At 65.6% G+C, this 16,662-nt stretch carries 16 protein-coding genes; 1 reads left to right on the top strand and 15 read right to left on the bottom strand.

Features of this window, described 5'->3' with window-relative positions; translation table 11 throughout:
• Positions 1 to 66: 66 nt before the first annotated feature.
• Positions 67 to 1,419, bottom strand: coding sequence for a phosphoglucosamine mutase (glmM, locus tag QU595_RS18640; protein ID WP_315924671.1), 1,353 nt, complete (start codon positions 1,417 to 1,419; stop codon positions 67 to 69).
• Positions 1,420 to 1,669: 250 nt separating this feature from the next.
• Between glmM and QU595_RS18635 the strand changes: the two genes are divergently transcribed.
• The gene (locus tag QU595_RS18635) at positions 1,670 to 2,524 is read left to right on the top strand and encodes a hypothetical protein (protein ID WP_315924669.1); all 855 of its coding nucleotides are present in this window, start codon (positions 1,670 to 1,672) and stop codon (positions 2,522 to 2,524) included.
• 485 nt (positions 2,525 to 3,009) lie between these two features.
• Here the strand turns inward: QU595_RS18635 and ftsH are convergent, their stop codons facing one another.
• The 14 genes from ftsH to QU595_RS18565 all read right to left on the bottom strand — a co-directional run bounded on the left by ftsH (position 3,010) and on the right by QU595_RS18565 (position 16,630).
• Positions 3,010 to 4,950 (bottom strand): ATP-dependent zinc metalloprotease FtsH, encoded by a 1,941-nt coding sequence (gene ftsH / locus QU595_RS18630; protein WP_315924667.1) that lies wholly within the window; start codon positions 4,948 to 4,950, stop codon positions 3,010 to 3,012.
• Positions 4,951 to 5,006: 56 nt separating this feature from the next.
• Positions 5,007 to 6,434, bottom strand: coding sequence for a tRNA lysidine(34) synthetase TilS (gene tilS / locus QU595_RS18625; protein WP_315924665.1), 1,428 nt, complete (start codon positions 6,432 to 6,434; stop codon positions 5,007 to 5,009).
• Positions 6,428 to 7,531: a tol-pal system protein YbgF gene (gene ybgF / locus QU595_RS18620; RefSeq protein WP_315924663.1), complete on the bottom strand. Its 1,104-nt coding sequence runs from the start codon at positions 7,529 to 7,531 to the stop codon at positions 6,428 to 6,430. The genes tilS and ybgF overlap by 7 nt, the downstream gene beginning before the upstream one ends.
• 197 nt (positions 7,532 to 7,728) lie before the next feature.
• Complete coding sequence (gene pal, locus QU595_RS18615; RefSeq protein ID WP_315924661.1) at positions 7,729 to 8,238, bottom strand: peptidoglycan-associated lipoprotein Pal; 510 nt, start codon at positions 8,236 to 8,238, stop codon at positions 7,729 to 7,731.
• A gap of 354 nt (positions 8,239 to 8,592) precedes the next feature.
• Positions 8,593 to 9,894 carry a Tol-Pal system beta propeller repeat protein TolB gene (gene tolB / locus QU595_RS18610; protein ID WP_410000535.1) on the bottom strand — a complete coding sequence of 434 codons (1,302 nt, stop codon included), beginning with the start codon at positions 9,892 to 9,894 and terminating at the stop codon, positions 8,593 to 8,595.
• A gap of 57 nt (positions 9,895 to 9,951) precedes the next feature.
• Positions 9,952 to 11,112: a hypothetical protein gene (locus QU595_RS18605; protein WP_315924657.1), complete on the bottom strand. Its 1,161-nt coding sequence runs from the start codon at positions 11,110 to 11,112 to the stop codon at positions 9,952 to 9,954.
• A gap of 2 nt (positions 11,113 to 11,114) precedes the next feature.
• On the bottom strand, positions 11,115 to 11,573 hold the full coding sequence (gene tolR, locus QU595_RS18600; RefSeq protein WP_315924655.1) for a protein TolR: 459 nt from the start codon (positions 11,571 to 11,573) through the stop codon (positions 11,115 to 11,117).
• A 9-nt stretch (positions 11,574 to 11,582) separates the two neighbouring features.
• A complete protein-coding gene (gene tolQ, locus QU595_RS18595; protein ID WP_315924653.1) occupies positions 11,583 to 12,296 on the bottom strand; it encodes a protein TolQ in 714 nt (237 codons plus the stop codon).
• Between the two features lie 282 nt (positions 12,297 to 12,578).
• Positions 12,579 to 13,046, bottom strand: coding sequence for a tol-pal system-associated acyl-CoA thioesterase (gene ybgC, locus QU595_RS18590; protein ID WP_315924652.1), 468 nt, complete (start codon positions 13,044 to 13,046; stop codon positions 12,579 to 12,581).
• A 3-nt stretch (positions 13,047 to 13,049) separates the two neighbouring features.
• Positions 13,050 to 14,090, bottom strand: a complete 1,041-nt coding sequence (gene ruvB / locus QU595_RS18585; protein ID WP_315924651.1) for a Holliday junction branch migration DNA helicase RuvB — start codon at positions 14,088 to 14,090, stop codon at positions 13,050 to 13,052.
• A gap of 40 nt (positions 14,091 to 14,130) precedes the next feature.
• Positions 14,131 to 14,751 carry a Holliday junction branch migration protein RuvA gene (ruvA, locus tag QU595_RS18580; protein ID WP_315924649.1) on the bottom strand — a complete coding sequence of 207 codons (621 nt, stop codon included), beginning with the start codon at positions 14,749 to 14,751 and terminating at the stop codon, positions 14,131 to 14,133.
• A gap of 31 nt (positions 14,752 to 14,782) precedes the next feature.
• Complete coding sequence (gene ruvC, locus QU595_RS18575; RefSeq protein WP_315924647.1) at positions 14,783 to 15,292, bottom strand: crossover junction endodeoxyribonuclease RuvC; 510 nt, start codon at positions 15,290 to 15,292, stop codon at positions 14,783 to 14,785.
• A 68-nt stretch (positions 15,293 to 15,360) separates the two neighbouring features.
• Positions 15,361 to 15,891: a DUF1465 family protein gene (locus QU595_RS18570; RefSeq protein WP_315924645.1), complete on the bottom strand. Its 531-nt coding sequence runs from the start codon at positions 15,889 to 15,891 to the stop codon at positions 15,361 to 15,363.
• A gap of 307 nt (positions 15,892 to 16,198) precedes the next feature.
• Complete coding sequence (locus tag QU595_RS18565) at positions 16,199 to 16,630, bottom strand: hypothetical protein (RefSeq protein WP_315924643.1); 432 nt, start codon at positions 16,628 to 16,630, stop codon at positions 16,199 to 16,201.
• Positions 16,631 to 16,662: the final 32 nt, after the last annotated feature.

The following is a 16,662-nucleotide window of genomic DNA, read 5'->3' as shown; positions in this document are numbered from 1 at the left end:
GACCTGGAAGCGAGAAAGGGCGGCGACCCTGGACTACTGCCGGCAGCCGGGACTGGCGTTTCGCGCTCAGGCGGCGGTGCGGGTCTCGGAAATCGCTCCGACGATATCGTCCACCACCGTCTCGACCAGCTTGGGATCGTCGCCTTCGGCCATGACGCGGATCAGCGGCTCGGTGCCGGAAGGCCGGATCACGAGGCGGCCGCTCTTGCCGAGACGGTTGCGGGCCTCCTCGATGGCTTCCTTGACCGGAGCCGCCTCGAGCGGCTGGCCGCCGGAGATGCGCACGTTCTTCAGCACCTGCGGCACCGGCTCGAACTTGCGCGACAACTCGCTGACCGGCTTGTTCTGCCGCTTGATGCAGGCCAGCACCTGCAAGGCCGAAACCAGCCCGTCGCCGGTGGTGGAGAAATTGGACAGCACGATGTGGCCGGACTGCTCGCCGCCGACATTCAGCCCGTGCGCACGCATGTGTTCCACCACATAGCGGTCGCCGACCTTGGTGCGATGCAGTTGCAGGTTCATGCCGTTCAGGAATCGCTCCAGCCCGAGATTGGACATCACCGTGGAGACGACGCCGCCGCCGGCCAGATGGCCGCTCTGGTGCCAGGATTCCGCGATCATCGCCATGATCTGGTCGCCGTCGACCACGGTGCCGTTCTCATCGACGATCACCACGCGGTCGGCGTCGCCGTCGAGCGCGATGCCGATGTCGGCCCGCACCTCGTGCACCTTCTTCTGCAACTCGCCGGGATGGGTCGAGCCGCATTCCTTGTTGATGTTGAAGCCGTTGGGCTCGACATTGATGGCGACGACCTCGGCACCGAGTTCCCAAAGCGCTGCGGGCGCGACCTTGTAGGCGGCGCCGTTGGCGCAATCCACCACGATGCGCAGTCCCGACAGCGACATGGAGCGCGGCAGCGTGCGCTTGGCGAACTCGATGTAGCGGTCATGCACGCCATCGACGCGCTTGGCCCGGCCGAGCCCGTCGGAATCGGCCAGCGCCATCTCGATGTCTTCGTCCAGCATCGATTCGATGCGCTGCTCGATCTCGTCGGAAAGCTTGTAGCCGTCCGGGCCGAACAGCTTGATGCCGTTGTCGTAATATGGATTGTGCGAGGCGGAGATCATCACGCCGATATCGGCCCGCAGCGAACGCACCAGCATGGCGACTGCCGGCGTGGGGATCGGGCCGAGCAGGAACACGTCCATGCCGGCGGCGCACAGCCCGGCAACCAGCGCGTTCTCGATCATGTAGCCGGACAGGCGGGTATCCTTGCCGAGCACGACCCGATGACGATGGGCGCCGCGCTGGAAGGAAAGACCCGCGGCCATTCCCACCTTCATCGCGATCTCGGCAGTCATCGGGAATTTGTTGGCGCGCCCTCGAATACCGTCCGTCCCGAAATAACGTCCTGACATATACTGCCCATCCTTGTCGGAAGCTTGTTGGCCCGTAATGCCATAACTGTCCGACGTCCAGTCATCACAATGTATGATCTTATGTTACGAAACCTTAGAAATCCGTTCCCCTGCCAAAAATGCGACGCAATGGTGGCAATTCTCGCGGGGGAGCGCGCAACGGTTATCATCCAGCTCCCCACTGGCGCAACCGATCGTTGAGCGCTATTTCTGCGGAAGGGACGGTTCTTGGGCGAAAACGGAGAGACCCATGCGCATTGATCGACTTGCCTCACTGACGGGCCTTGCCGTCGTCACGCTGTTTCTGGCCTCGCCGGCCAGCGCGCTGACCATGGCGGACTGTTCCACCAAATATCAGGCCGCCAAAGCGGCCGGTTCGCTGAACGGCCAGACCTGGAACCAGTTCCGCAAGGCCGAGTGCGGAACCGACGACGGCGCGGCAACGCAGGACAGCACCGCCAAGCCGGCAAAGAAGGCCAAGACGGCGGCCTCCGACGACGCCGGCACGACCAAGACGAAGAAGTCTGCCGCTTCCGACTCCTCGGGCGCCGGCCTCAGCATGTCGGAATGCTCCGCCAAGTACCAGGCCGCCAAGAGCGCCGGCACGCTCAATGGCATGAAGTGGAACGATTTCCGCAAGGCCGAGTGCGGCGCGGGCGCCAGTGCCGCAACGAACACCATGAAGCCCGCCAAGACGTCCAAAGCCGCCAGCGACAGCGGCGACGGCAAGGGCCTCACCATGGCCGAGTGCAGCAGCAAGTATCAGGCCGCCAAGAGTGCCGGTACGCTGGGAGGCATGAAGTGGAACGACTTCCGCAAGGCGCAGTGCGGCGCCGGTGCCTCGGACGACGAAACTGTGCCGAGTGCCGACGAGGCCACCTACAAGGGCGAGCCCAAGGCGCCGACCACCAAGGCGCCGGGTAGCGTGAAGTTCCCCACCGCGATTTCGCAGAAATACAGCAGCGAAACGCCCGGCAAGGCCCGCATGCACACCTGCCTCGACCAGTACTATGCCAACAAGGATTCCAACAGCCTCGGCGGCCTGAAGTGGATCCAGAAGGGCGGCGGCTTCTACAGCCTCTGCAACGCCCGCCTGAAGGGCTGATCCGCGCGAAACATTCTTTTCGCAAACCATCGAACCCGCGAGGCTTCCCTCGCGGGTTTTTCTTTGGGCCGTCCAGGTCCTGGCGGCCGTGAAGAACAGGAAGCGGGATTTGGCCTTCAGCCTCGTCTTGCAGGCTTATGGAAAAGTCGCGCCAGGATCGGAGCACGGGCGCTCTCCCTCTCCTCTTGAGCCCAGCAGTCGATCGCACCCACGCCGGAGGCCGGACGGCCGGGCGTTCATAACGGCATCGCAGGCATTCGCCCCGTGTCTTCCGCAGCCCAGTGTCCGCAGCCCAGTGTCCCCAACTCAGTGTCCGCAGCCACGGTCCGCAGCCTGATGTCCTCAGCATTGACCGCTGCGCACGCTTCATGTTCGTTCCCGGTATCTGGCGGCCATCCCCGTCCAGCCACCAGTGCAGAAAACATGCCCCCAAACGAAAACACCGCGGCAAGCCGCGGTGTTCGATCTTTCCGGAGACGTTCTGCTCAGCTCGACGGCTGCGGCTCCATGCCGGCGTCGGGCTCCTCGCCGCCCTTCTTCTTGCGGCGGCCGCTGCTGCCGGCCTTCGGCACGGCCGAGCCGCGGGACGGCGGCGTGTCGTCGCCCAGATCGCGCGCCGGCTTGTTGCCGGCCAGAAGCTGCTTGATCTCGTCGCCGGACAGCGTCTCGTATTCCAGGAGACCTTCGGCCAGCGCGATCCAGTCCTTCTTCTTCTTGGTCAGCACCGACCTGGCGGTGGAATAGGCCTCGTCGATCAGGCGGCGGACTTCCGCGTCGATGATCTGCGCCGTTTCTTCCGAAACGTTCTGCTGACGCGCCACCGAATGGCCGAGGAAGACCTCTTCCTGATTGTCGCCGTAAGCCACATGCCCGAGCTTGTCGGAGAAGCCCCAGCGCGTCACCATGGCGCGCGCCAGCTTCGTCGCCTGCTCGATGTCGGAGGAGGCGCCGGAGGTGATGTTCTCCTTGCCGAACTTGAACTCCTCAGCGACACGCCCGCCCATCATGATAGCGAGCCGCGAGATCATGTATTTGTAGCTCATCGAATAGCGGTCGCCTTCCGGCAACTGCATGACCATGCCGAGCGCGCGCCCGCGCGGGATGATGGTGGCCTTGTGCAGCGGGTCGGCCGAGGGCACGTTGAGCGCCAGGATGGCATGGCCAGACTCGTGATAGGCGGTCAGTTCCTTCTCAGCCTGCGTCATGGCGGACGAGCGGCGCTCCGCGCCCATCATGATCTTGTCCTTGGCGTCCTCGAACTCGGCCATGGTGACCAGGCGCTTGTTGCGCCGCGCCGCCATCAGGGCCGCCTCGTTGACGAGGTTCATCAGGTCCGCGCCGGAAAAGCCCGGCGTGCCGCGCGCGACCGTCTTGAGATCGACGTTCGGCGCCAGCGGCACGTTGCGCACATGCACCTTGAGGATCTTCTCGCGGCCGACGATATCCGGATTCGGCACCACCACCTGACGGTCGAAGCGGCCGGGACGCAGCAGCGCCGGGTCGAGCACGTCGGGCCGGTTGGTGGCGGCAATCAGGATGATGGACTCGTTGGACTCGAAGCCGTCCATCTCGACCAGCAACTGGTTCAGCGTCTGCTCACGCTCGTCATTGCCGCCGCCCAGGCCGGCGCCGCGATGGCGGCCGACCGCGTCGATCTCGTCGATGAAGATGATGCAGGGTGCGTTCTTCTTGGCCTGGTCGAACATGTCGCGCACGCGGCTGGCGCCGACGCCCACGAACATCTCGACGAAGTCCGAACCGGAAATGGTGAAGAACGGCACGTTCGCCTCGCCCGCGACCGAGCGCGCGAGCAGCGTCTTGCCGGTGCCGGGAGGGCCGACGAGCAGCACGCCGCGCGGGATCTTGCCGCCGAGCCGCTGGAACTTCTGCGGATCGCGCAGGAACTCCACGATCTCCTCGAGGTCCTGCTTGGCCTCGTCCACGCCGGCGACGTCCTGGAAGGTGACGCGGCCATGCGCTTCCGTCAGCAGCTTGGCCTTGGACTTGCCGAACCCCATGGCCCGGCCGGAGCCCGACTGCATCTGGCGCATGAAGAAGATCCACACGCCGAGGATCAGGATCATCGGCAGCCAGGAAATCAGATAGCCGAACAGCGTGTTGGAGCCGTCCGTCTCGGGCCGCGCGTTGATGACGACGTTCTTCTCCTCGAGGCGCGACACCAGCGTCGGGTCGCCGGGCGAATAGGTCTGGAAGCCGCTGGAACTGTCGGAATAATTGCCGCTGATGCGGTCTCCCGCGATCGTCACCGCCTTGACGCGGCCGGACGCGACATCCTGCAGGAACTGCGAATAGGGGATGTCCGTCGAGGCCCCGCGCGTCTGCGGCGTCTGGAACAGGTTGAATAACGCGATGAGCAGGACAGCTATAACGGCCCACAGCGCGAGATTGCGATAGTTCGGATTCATTTATCGTTCCGTTGGCGCCGCCTTCGGGCGTGCGCAGGTCGAGGAAAGGCTTGGCCCTAACATAGGGAGAGCGCCTGTCGTTGCCAAGCATAACCGCGCGTTTCGGTTAAGCTTTCGGCGGGCGGGAATGCACCTTTTCCGGCCCATGGCAATTCCGGGACGGCGCCCGCGCCGATCAGCGCCGATACGGCGCGTGCGGGCGCCAGGTCGAACCAGGACAGGAAATGCGCGAACGGCGCGGCGACCGGCCGTATCTGGAATCCCGCAGCGTTTTCAGTGCGGGTCTTGCGATCCAGCCCAGCCTTGAGGACTACAGGCTCCGCGGCCAGCGCACGGCGCGCAAGGCTTTGCGGCACATCGGCGGGTTGCGCCGGAACACCTGCCACAGGCTCCATGCCGCGCGGCCCGATCACCAAGCCGCCGGTTTCGTCGCCGAAAGTGATCCGCCGCCGGCCGTCCCAGACCGACCCGGAAGATACCTTTTGCGCGGGCGGCAGGCCGCGCAGTTCCCGGTGAAGGAAGATTGCGCCGCGGCGCGCGTCGATCACCGTCCGCGACAATGTGGCGCGAAGCGGCGCGCCTTGCGGCGCCTTGGCGATGCGGGCGAAAAGCGCCTGCGTGCGGGCGGCGTCGGGCAGGTAGGCCACACCGCCGACGGTCGCCAGCAGGATGCGGAGGGCATGGACCGCTGCCGGGCGGTCCGGAGTCACAATGAAATCCCGGGCGAGCCGCACCAGCCCTTGTACGGGAAGACCGGCGTGGGCCCGGATCAGCTCGGCTGCCCTTCGGCCGAGATCCGTTCGGATCCGCGCAGCCTCGCCGGCCCGTGCCAGGATCTCGCCGAACCGCGCATCGTCCGAGCGCAGCGCGGCGCGGGTCCGCGGTCGTTCGTAGCTTTCGTCGGCATTGGTCGGGTCCTCCAGCCAGTCCGCGCCTTCGGCCCGCAGGAAGTCGCGAAGTTCGCTGCGCCGCAGGCCGAGCAGCGGCCGCAGGATCCAGACCCTGTGATCGTAGAGCGTGGCCGGCGCCATGCCGGCCATCCCGTAGCCGCCGCCGTCCCTGAGCGAGCGCATCAGCACCGTCTCGGCCTGGTCGTCGGCGGTGTGGCCGGTGGCGACCATGGCGATCCCGGCATCGGCAGCCGCCTGTGCCAGCAGGCGGTAGCGCGCCTGGCGGGCGGCGGCAGGCAAGCCCCGCGCCGGCTTCTCGCCGTTCCAGACCATGGCGCGGTGGGCGATGCCGCGATCCGCGCAGAAGCGGGCAACGTCCTTCGCCTCGGCCGCCGACTCGCGCCGCAGGGCATGGTCCACCGTCACCGCCAAAAGCGGGGCTTTCGGAAAGGCCTGGTCGAGATAGCGCTTGAGGAGCAGAAACAGCGCGGTGGAATCGCTGCCGCCGGAGACGCCCGCGACGATGCCGCCGGAAAGATCGATCTGTCGGAAAAGGTCCGGGGCCGGACCGGAAATGGTGTGGAGCGTCAGCACGCCGCCAGCGACCGTTCCTGCTTTACGCGCTCCTTGAGCGCGGACGAGGCGTCGGGATAGCGCTTGCCGATCTCGCTGAAGGTGGCGCAGGCAACGTCGCGCTGATGCAGGGCAACCAGCGAAATGCCGAGCTTCAGCAGCATGTCGGGAGCCTTCTTGGCCTTGGAATAGTCCTTCGAGGCCGCAAGGAACACTTCGGCGGCGTCACGATATTTCTGCTGCCCGAGCAGCGATTCACCCAGCCAGTAATGCGCGTCGGCCGCCTTCGGGTCCTTGGGGAAGCGGGCGATGTGGTCGCGGAAGCCCTTCTCGGCGGTGCTGTAGTCGCCAGACAGGATGAACTGGTAGGAGTTGCGGTAAAGCTCCTCGGCATTGCCGGTCGCCGGCAACGCCGCCACCTGCGAGTCTTGCCCGCTCTTGCCCGACGTTGCGGGAGCCGCGGCCTGCGACGAAGGGTCGGCGCTTATCACGTTGCCGTTCTTGTCGACCGTGATCGCGCCAAGGCTCTTCGGCGGAGCTCCGTGGATCAGCTTGCCGGGTTCGCCATTGCCGGAATCGACGATGATGTCGCCGATCGACTGCTCGTCGGCGGACGAAGCCGCCCCCCCGGAGGGTGCGGCGGAAGCGGCCGGCGACTGGCTCGCACCATTAGCCTGCGAGGCGCCGGCCGGGGCTTGCGCCACCGACCGATCGTTGCCGCTGCCGGATGCGTCGGACTTCTTCTGCGAGCCGCCGCCGGAGCCCCCGCCCTGTTCGAGCTGCTGGAAACGGAACTCGTTGTCTTCCTGCGTCTTGCGGATCTGCTCCTGCATCTGCAGGACCTGGAAGTTCAGTTCCTCGATCTTGCCGTTGAGGCTGCGGATCTGGTCTTGCAGGCCGGCCGACGAGCCGTCCGCAGACTGCGCCACGCGCACCGGCGCCGCCGTCGTGTCATCGGTTGCCTTGCTGCCGAAAACCCCCGGCAGGCCGATTTTCGGCAAATGGAGGGAAAAGCCGCCGTCGCCCTGCTGGCCGTTACCGGCGCTGAAGGCCGGCGCCGCCATGCTGGCGGCCAGCAGAACGGCTAGCGTACCGCTCAGGATGGATCTGAAATGCATTGGTCTCTCGCCATCGATATCACTTGTGCCGCCCGCGCACCGTCCGCAGCGCAGGGCGTGCGCCGGTCCGGGCATCTGCGTCTTAACAGGACGCGAGACTTCGGCCAAATTTTGTTTCACGCTGATATGCGCGAAAAAGGCGGCCGTCCGGCCGCCTTTCCCACGATGGTGTTGCATTTGTGCCGACCGGCTGCCGGTCAGGACCCGGCGCCCGAGAGCGTGGTGACGGCGCGGCGGTTCTGCGACCAGCACGAGATGTCGTCGCAGACGGCGACCGGACGCTCCTTGCCGTAGGAAATGGTCTTCAGGCGGCCGCCGGCGACGCCCTTCGAAATCAGGTAGTCGCGCGTTGCGGCGGCGCGCCGGGCGCCCAGCGCCAGGTTGTATTCGCGGGTGCCGCGCTCGTCGGCATGGCCCTCCACGACGATGTTGTACTGACGATACCTGTTCAGCCATTGCGCCTGGCGTGCCAGCGTCTGCTGGGCGTCGGCGCGGATCGACGAGGAGTCGGTGTCGAAGAAGATGCGGTCGCCGATATTGACGGTGAAGTCCTGGGCCGAACCCGGGGTGGCCGAGCCGCCCGCTCCGCCGAGGCCGAGATCGGCGGCGCTGTTGGGGGTCTTCTTCGATGCGCAGCCTGCGATCGCCAGCGCGGCGACCAGCGCGATCATGGCCGGATTCCTGGTAAGTGCTGCGATACGGCGCATGCCGCCTCTCCTTCGCAATTCGAGTGAATTCGTTGATCCGTCAGTAACCACGTTTGGGTTAATCCGCATTCAACAAACACGGTTAAAATTCCGTTGCGGCAGCCGTCCGCGCCGCGCCCACGCCTCAAAACATGCTCCCGAAACGCGGAAACCAATCTTCGGAAAAGAACATGCCCTACTGCTCGCCCGGCCGCATCCGTGCCACCGCAAGATGATTCCACCCTGCCGCAAATGCCCCTGGCTGCGCGGGCACCGTAGGCGCAAATACGGCCAAAACGCGACCACCTCATGAAAAAGGGGGCCTTTCGGCCCCGCTTTCCACTGGTCCAGGCCTGCGCGCAATGCGCCGGCAAATCAATCCAGCAAAGGCGACCATGCCGGGTCGGACGCATAGCCCTTGGTCGGCACCGCCTGTTCGTTTCGCCCGGTCAGGTCGACGGAATAGAGCTTGGGACCGCCGGCGCCCGGCGCCTCGCGGAAGAACATCAGCACGCGGCCGTTCGGCGCCCAGGTCGGCCCTTCCTGCTGGAAGCCGGTGGACAGGATACGCTCGCCCGAGCCGTCGGTCTTCATCACGCCGATCTGGAACTGGCCGCCCGATTGCTTGGTGAAGGCGATGAGGTCGCCGCGCGGCGACCACACCGGCGTCGAGTAGACGCCGTCGCCGAAGGAGATGCGGCGCGGGTTGGAGCCGTCCGCGCCCATGACATAGATCTGGGAACGCCCGCTGCCGCCGCCGCGGTCCGAGGTGAAGACGATCTGCGAGCCGTCCGGCGAATAGGAAGGCGAGGTGTCGATCGCCGTGGAATCGGTCAGCCGCGTGGTCTGGCGGCTGCGCAGGTCCATGGAGAAGATGTTGGAATTGCCGTCCTCGCGCAGCAGGCTCATGATCACCCGCTGGCCGTCAGGCGAGAAGCGCGGCGCGAACGTCATGCCCGGGAAGTTGCCGACAAGCTCGCGCTGGCCGGTCTCGATCTGGAGCAGGTAGACCCTCGGCTGGCCGCTCTCATAGGACATGTAGGTGATTTCCTGCCGGTTGGGCGAGAAGCGCGGCGTCATCACGATCGCCGAGCCGTTGGACAGGTAGCGCACGTTGAAGCCGTCCTGGTCCATGATGGCCAGCCGCTTCTTGCGGGCGTTCTTGGCGCCCGCCTCGTCCACGAACACCACCCGCGTATCGAAATAGCCCTTCTCGCCGGTCAGGCGCTCGTAGATGGCGTCGGCGATGATGTGGCCGATGCGGCGCACATTGGCGTTGTTGGCGAAGAACTGCTCGCCCGCGAGCTGCTGGCCGGCGAAAGTGTCCCACAGCCGGTACTCGGCGCGGATGCGCCCGTCCGCTTCCTTGCTGACCCGGCCGGTGACGAGCGCCTGCGCGTTGATCACCTTCCAGTCGTCGAAGCGGGGAGCGGCGTCGGGGTTGGAGATCTTCTCGATGAAGGCGCTCTTGTCGATGGGCGCGAACAGGCCCGAACGCTTCAGGTCGGCCGTCACGATGCCGGAAATCTCCGCGCCGAGCTGGTCGCCGGCCAGGAAATCGGTGATGGCGATCGGCAGCGGCTCGATATTGCCCTTGTTGACGTCGATCTCCACCAGCGCGTGTGCCGGCAGCGTGGCCATCGCGCTCATGCCGGTGACAAGCGCGCCGATCATCATGAGCGTGGGGAGCAGTTTCTTCATGCGTTCAGCCTCGTGGATCTTGCAGCGGATGGATCAGAACATGTCGCTCGGGTCGAAATTGACCACGACTTCCGCCCAGGTATCGTATTTGTCGGATGGCAGGTTGAAGGGAGCGCACTTCTGCACCGCGCGCACCGCCGATTCGGCCGCAGTCCGGCCCGGTCCCGACGCCGCGCCGCCCTTAATGATCTCCGGGCGACCCTCCAGCGCGCCGGAGCGGTCGAGCCGGAAGCGCACCGAAACCTTCAGGGTCTCGGCGTCGTCCACGCCTGCCGGGATGTTCCAGCAGCCGCCCAGCTTCTGGCGCAGCGCATCCATCTCGTTCTGCGACAGCTTGTTGCCGCCGGTGGTTTTCTCGCCGCCGAGCGAGGCCTGCTGGGTGGAGCGCTTGGCGCCGCCGCCGGAAGGCTTGCGCTTGTCGAGCAGCGCGGCGATCTCGTCCGCGTTGAAGGATTTCTCGTCCGACTTCGGCCGCGAGGAAGCCTGCTTCACCGGCTTTTCGGCGTCCTTCCGCTCGGGCGCCTTGGCCGTCTCGGCCTGTGCGGGCTTCGGCTGCGGCTTGGTCTCCGGCGCGGGCGCCGCGTTCGGCAGGGCGACGGCTTCGCTCGGCTTGTCGGCGGCTATCGTGTCGGCGATCGGATCGGGCGTGGAAAGCTGCGGCTCCGCCGCGGTCTTCTGCTCCGGCGGCTTCGGCGCGGGCTCCGGCTTCTTCACCGGCTCCGGCTTCGGGTCGGGCTGCTTGACCGGATCGGGCTTGACCTCTTCCTTTGGCTGCGGAACCGGCGTCACCTCGGTGGCGGGCGTCGGCTTCGGCTCTTCCTTCGGCTTGGGTGCATCCTCCGGCTTCGTCAGGTCAGCAGGCTTGGGCGAAGGCGGCGGCGAATTGTTCGCCTGCACGGGAACGGGCTTGGCTTCCGGCGTCGGCGGCTTGTCGGTGTCGACGCTGTTGTCGCCGACGTTCTGCGCGTCGGCCACGACGTCCGGGCGCTGGGTCGGCGTCGGGGCCGGCTTGTCGCGCATGGTCGCCTTCTTGTCGCCCTGCTGGATCTGCGTGATCGATTCCAGCGGCACGATGTCGACCGGCAGCGCCTCCACGTCGGTCACCTCGAACGCCGCCGGCGCGCTGAGCGAAAACAGGCCGAAGGCGAGCAGCGCCGCATGCATGATCACCGATGTGGTGAGGCCGGCGCGCAAGATTACTGATCCTGTTCCTGCAACGTGACGAGGCCGAGATTCTTGTACCCGGCCGCCGAGATGCGGGCCATCACCTTCATGACGGTGCCGTAGTCGGCCTGCTTGTCGCCGCGCACGTAGATGCGCTCGTCATAGCCGGTCTTGGAGATGGCCTCGAGCTTGGACACGACGTCGTCGATGGGGATCTCGGTTTCCTGGAGATAGATCTTGCCCTCCTGGTTCACCGAGACGGTGATCGGCTGGGTGTCGGAGTTCATCGCCTTGGCCTGCGTTTCCGGCAGGTCGATCGGCACGCCCACGGTCAGAAGCGGCGCCGCCACCATGAAGATGATGAGCAGCACCAGCATGACGTCGACCATCGGGGTGACGTTGATTTCGGACATCAGGCCATGGTGGCGGCTGCGCCGCCTGTGGCCGCGCCCGCCCCGGCCGGAGCCGCCTGCGCTTACGGACATTCCCATGATCTGACCTCAGGCTGCCTTCTGCATGACTTTTTCATCGATTTGGCGCGAGAGTATGGCGGAGAACTCGTCGGCGAAGCCCTCCATCTTGACCCCCAGCTTGTTCGCATCCGATGACAGCTTGTTGTAGGCGATGACGGCGGGAATGGCCGCCAGCAGGCCGATGGCGGTCGCCAGCAGCGCCTCGGCGATGCCCGGCGCCACGACCGACAGGTTGGTGTTCTTCGACGCCGCAATCGCCTGGAACGAAGTCATGATGCCGACCACCGTGCCGAACAGGCCGATGAAGGGCGCGGCCGAACCGGTGGTGGCGAGGAAGCCGAGACGGCCTTCCAGCCGCTCCATCTCGCGCGTCAACGCAAGGTCCATCGCCTTGTCGATGCGGGTCTGCAGGCCGAGCGGCGACTTGGCACCCTTCTCGAAGCTCTTTTTCCACTCGCGCATCGCCGCCACGAAGATTGCGCCCATGCCGGTCGTCTTTCGATCGGCCAGGGTGCGGTAGAGCTCCTCCAGCGACTGACCCGACCAGAACACCTGTTCGAAGCGGTTCAGCGCCACGCGCATGCGCGCATAGGAAACCAGCTTGTCCACGATGATCGCCCAGGTCCAGATCGAGGCGGCGAGCAGACCGAGCATGACCAGCTTGACGACCCAGCTTGCCTGCATGAACAGGGCCCAAATCGACAAATGCGCGCCCGGTTCGGCGAGTGCGATATTTTCCATCATTCGTTCCTTAAAGAATCCGGGCGTGGCTTGCGGCTAGCCCCTGCGCATCCCTTGGTTATCCGTTGCAAAGCTTCCGGAAATGCCCCAAATGCGCCTTTCGCGGCCTTTCTTAGGGCAAATGTTGGTGAAACGAAGGCACTCGGATTCCTCCAATTCTCACCGTTCTTTTCATGAACCGTTATGGTTAAGGATCCGTTAGGGCCGGAATCGCGCCGTATCGCAGCGCATTTCACGCGCTGAAAATTGCGCGCACGCAGACAGGCCGGCCGAAAAAGAGCTTCAGGCTCTCGGCATGAAGGCCGCGATCCAGTCCTTCGGGAAGCGCCGGGGGCGGCCGCCCTCGCCGATGATGGCCGCTTCCACCCTGGCGTCGATCAGCACCTCATCTGCCCGCCTGATCTGCTGGGCCATGACGATGCGGGCGCCCGAAATGCTTTCGGTGCGGGTATCGATGGTAAGGATGTCGTCGATGCGCGCCGGCGCGCGGAAATCGATCTCCATGCGCCGCACCACCCACACGATGCGCTCGCCATGGATGCCCTCGGCAAGCTCGGTGTGATGAACGCCGGCCAGCCGCAGGAAATCCGAGCGCCCGCGCTCGAGGAACTCGAGATAGCGGGCGTGATAGACCACGCCGGAAAAATCGGTGTCGGCATAGTAGACGCGCGCCATCAGCCGGTGGCCGAAATCGGTAAGCGCTCCCGAAATGCCGCCCAACAGCGGATCTGTCGTGCCGTCGTCCGCCACGGCTCAGCTCTCTTCCTGGAACAGGCTGATCTGCTGCTGGACGAAATCCTTCGGCGCTTCCAGCCCCAGATGGCGCCAGGCATTGGCGGTCAGCACCCGCCCGCGCGGCGTGCGCTGGATGAAGCCCTGCTGGATGAGATAGGGCTCGATGATGTCCTCGATGGCGTCGCGCGGCTCGGAAAGTCCCGCCGCGATGGTCTCGATGCCGACGGGGCCGCCGCCGAAATTGCGGGCGATCATGTTGAGATAGCGCCGGTCCAGCGCATCCAGCCCCAGCGCATCCACTTCCAGCCGCGACAGCGCCTCGTCGGCGACCTTGCGCGTCACCAGTTCGGCGCCGGCGACGGAAGCGAAATCCCGCACCCGCCGCAGAAGCCGGCCGGCGATGCGCGGCGTGCCGCGTGCCCGCCGCGCGATTTCCACAGCGCCGTCGTCGCCGAGCGGCATTCCCAGGATGCGCGCCCCGCGCCGCACGATCAGCTCCAGTTCCTCGACGGTGTAGAAGTTCAGCCGCACGGGGATGCCGAAGCGGTCGCGCAGCGGATTGGTGATGAGGCCGAGGCGGGTCGTGGCGGCGACCAGCGTGAAGCGGGCGAGGTCGATCTTGACCGAGCGCGCCGCCGGACCCTCGCCGATGATAAGGTCGAGCTGGAAATCCTCCATCGCCGGATAGAGGATTTCCTCCACGGCCGGGTTCAGCCGGTGGATCTCGTCGATGAACAGCACATCGCGGTCTTCCAGATTGGTGAGCAGGGCGGCGAGATCGCCAGCCTTCGCGATGACCGGGCCGGAGGTGGAGCGGAAGTTGACACCCATCTCGCGCGCCATGATCTGGGCGAGCGTCGTCTTGCCGAGCCCGGGCGGACCGACGAACAGCACATGGTCGAGCGCTTCCGCACGTCCCTTCGCCGCCTCGATGAAGACCTTCAGATTGGCGCGCGCCGCCGCCTGGCCGACGAAGTCCTCCAGCGTCTGCGGGCGGAGCGTCTGGTCCGCGTCCTCGCCGCGCTTTTCCGAGGAGATGAGGCGGGGAGAAAGGCTCATACGGCCCTCTTGCCATGCGAGTGGCACATGGGCAAGCGGCTCACCGCGCCAGTTCCTTCAGTCCGAAGCGGATGAGCTTGGCCGAATCCGCCCCCTCGCCGGCCGCCTTCAGCGCCGCCGCCACCGCATTGGCGGCGATGTCGCGCGAATAGCCGAGATTGGTCAGCGCCGAGACGGCGTCGGCAACGGGCGCCGCGGCCACGCCTTCGCCGATTTCCTGTTTCAGCCCGATCGTGCCCGTCGCCTCGCCGGCATAGGCCGGAGCCTTGTTCTTCAGTTCCGTGACGATGCGCTCGGCCACCTTCTTGCCGACCCCCGGCGCGCGCGAAACCATGGCGATGTCGCGCAAGGCGATGGCGTTGGCGAGATCGGCCGGCGAAAGCGTGGACAGGACCGCCAGCGCCACCTTGGCGCCGACGCCCTGCACATTGTTCATCAGCATGCGGAACCATTCGCGCTCCAGCGCGGACTGGAAGCCGTAGAGCCGGATCATGTCCTCGCGCACATAGGTCTCGATGAACAGCACCACCGCCTCGCCCCGGGACGGCAATGCGGCCAGCGTGCGCGCCGAGCAGAAGGCGACGTAGCCGACGCCATGCACGTCGACCACGCAGTGGTCTTCCTCGATCTCGTCGACCGTCCCCTTGAGCTTGCCGATCATCGCCCCGTCCCCGCCATCGCGCGCTCCCCCGTCATGCCGGCACGCTCATGCGATAGGCCGCGCTCTGGCGGTGATGGGCGTGGCAGATGGCGATGGCGAGCGCATCGGCGGCGTCGTCCGTATCGAACGCGGCCTTGGGCAACAGCACCTTCACCATCATGTGGATCTGCTTCTTGTCGCCATGGCCGACGCCGATCACCGTCTTCTTGACCGCGTTCGGCGCATATTCCGCCACCACGAGCCCGGCAAGGGCCGGCACCAGCATGGCGACGCCGCGCGCCTGCCCGAGCTTGAGCGTCGCGGTGGCGTCCTTGTTGACGAAGGTCTGTTCCACCGCCGCCTCGTGCGGGGCTTCGCGGTGCAATATGCCGCTCAGGCCGTCGTGCAGCTGACACAGCCTTGCCGCCAGCGGCGCCTTGTCGTCGGAGCGCACGGTCCCGGCGGCCACGAAGCGCAGCGAATTGCCGAGGCTTTCCACGACGCCCCAGCCGGTGCGCCGCAGCCCCGGATCGATGCCGATGATTCGAATCGCCTGCCCCATCGCCCCACTCTAGTTCAGCGGGTCAGCGATGCCAGCGAAATGTGAACAAACCGGAAACCTGCGGAGGATTATCCGCGACCGAAAGCGGTGTTGAGCAGGGTGATCTGGTCGGAGACGGGATTGCTGCGCCGTGTCCCCTGCGGCTGGGCGATCGCGCTGCTGCCGTAGATTTCCTCGTCCATGCGCCGCACCAGGGCCTGCAGCCGCAGCGAGCGCCAGACCAGATCGAGGAAATCCGCCGGCAGTTCGTTCCAGCCTTCGGCGTCCTCATGCGCGGAAGCGGTGTCCAGCCGCACCTTGGACTTTTCCGAAGCCACCTGGTCGCGGGTCATCTCGCCGGAATTCGCCGCACGCTGCAAAAGCAGCCAGGACGCGATCTGCATCAGGCGGGTGGTGAGCCGCATCGATTCGGCCGCGTAGAGCGTGGCCGCCAGGCGCGACAGCTTCTTGGCTTCGGCGCGGCCCTTGCCGTCGAGATATTCGGCCGCCTGCTCCACGAGGCCCATGCCCTCGCCGTAGAGCGGCTTGAAGGATTGCGAGAAGACCCGGCGCTCAGCCAGCTTGATGGTCTTCGCGATTTCCTTCGAGGCTTCGTTCATCGACATTCCCTGCATTCGCCCGTCGCGAGCTGATTCGGCCCGTCCGTCGCGCCCGCACCCTATACGACGGATGCGTGAAAATGCGCCCGCTCTTTGCGCAAGGCAAGCACATGTTTAACAAAAGGTTAACGGCGAATTGGTGACGCCCCGGGACAAAAAAAGAGCCGCGGTGAGGCGGCTCTCAGGAGTTAAACAGGGAGGCGTCAAACAAAGTGGCTCCAACCACTCGGTAAGAATCCAGATCACTGGATGGACATAGTAAACGCCTGTAAAGCTTAACCGCGCCTTAATGGCGCGCTGATTTTTTTCAGGATAGATGCCCGGCCGGGCTCTTTGCGACGGGCGAGACGCCTGCGCCTGCGGCCGGCCGCCACACTGCCGGCAGCGCGATCACCGCAAACAGAAGCAGCGCGGCGTAGAAGCCGAAAGAGAACATCGCCACCACCGGTTCGATTGCCTCGTTTCCGCCGAGCATCATATAGAGGCTGACCAGGAGCCCGATGCCGGTTGCCGCCGTCAGCCAGAAATGCACCTTGGCGAGCGTCGTGTCGCGCACCGCCGGAAACTGGTGGTAGAAGAACGCGAATACCATCGACATCAGCCAGCCGGCCACCATCGTGTGTGCGTGGGTCGGCATTTGCGTATGGTCGTGGCTGCCGGCCATATACAGCCCGAGCGCCATTCCACACAGCGCATAGATGACGGCCAGCGTGAAGAAATTGCGTGCAACGCCTTGCATGTCCGTTCTCCGATCCATTGACAGAAATAATG

This window comes from Mesorhizobium sp. SP-1A, assembly GCF_032460275.1.
In the GTDB taxonomy this organism is placed as follows: domain Bacteria; phylum Pseudomonadota; class Alphaproteobacteria; order Rhizobiales; family Rhizobiaceae; genus Mesorhizobium.
Note: the sequence above shows the minus strand (reverse complement) of the source record. Positions and strands in the feature narration are given on the sequence as shown.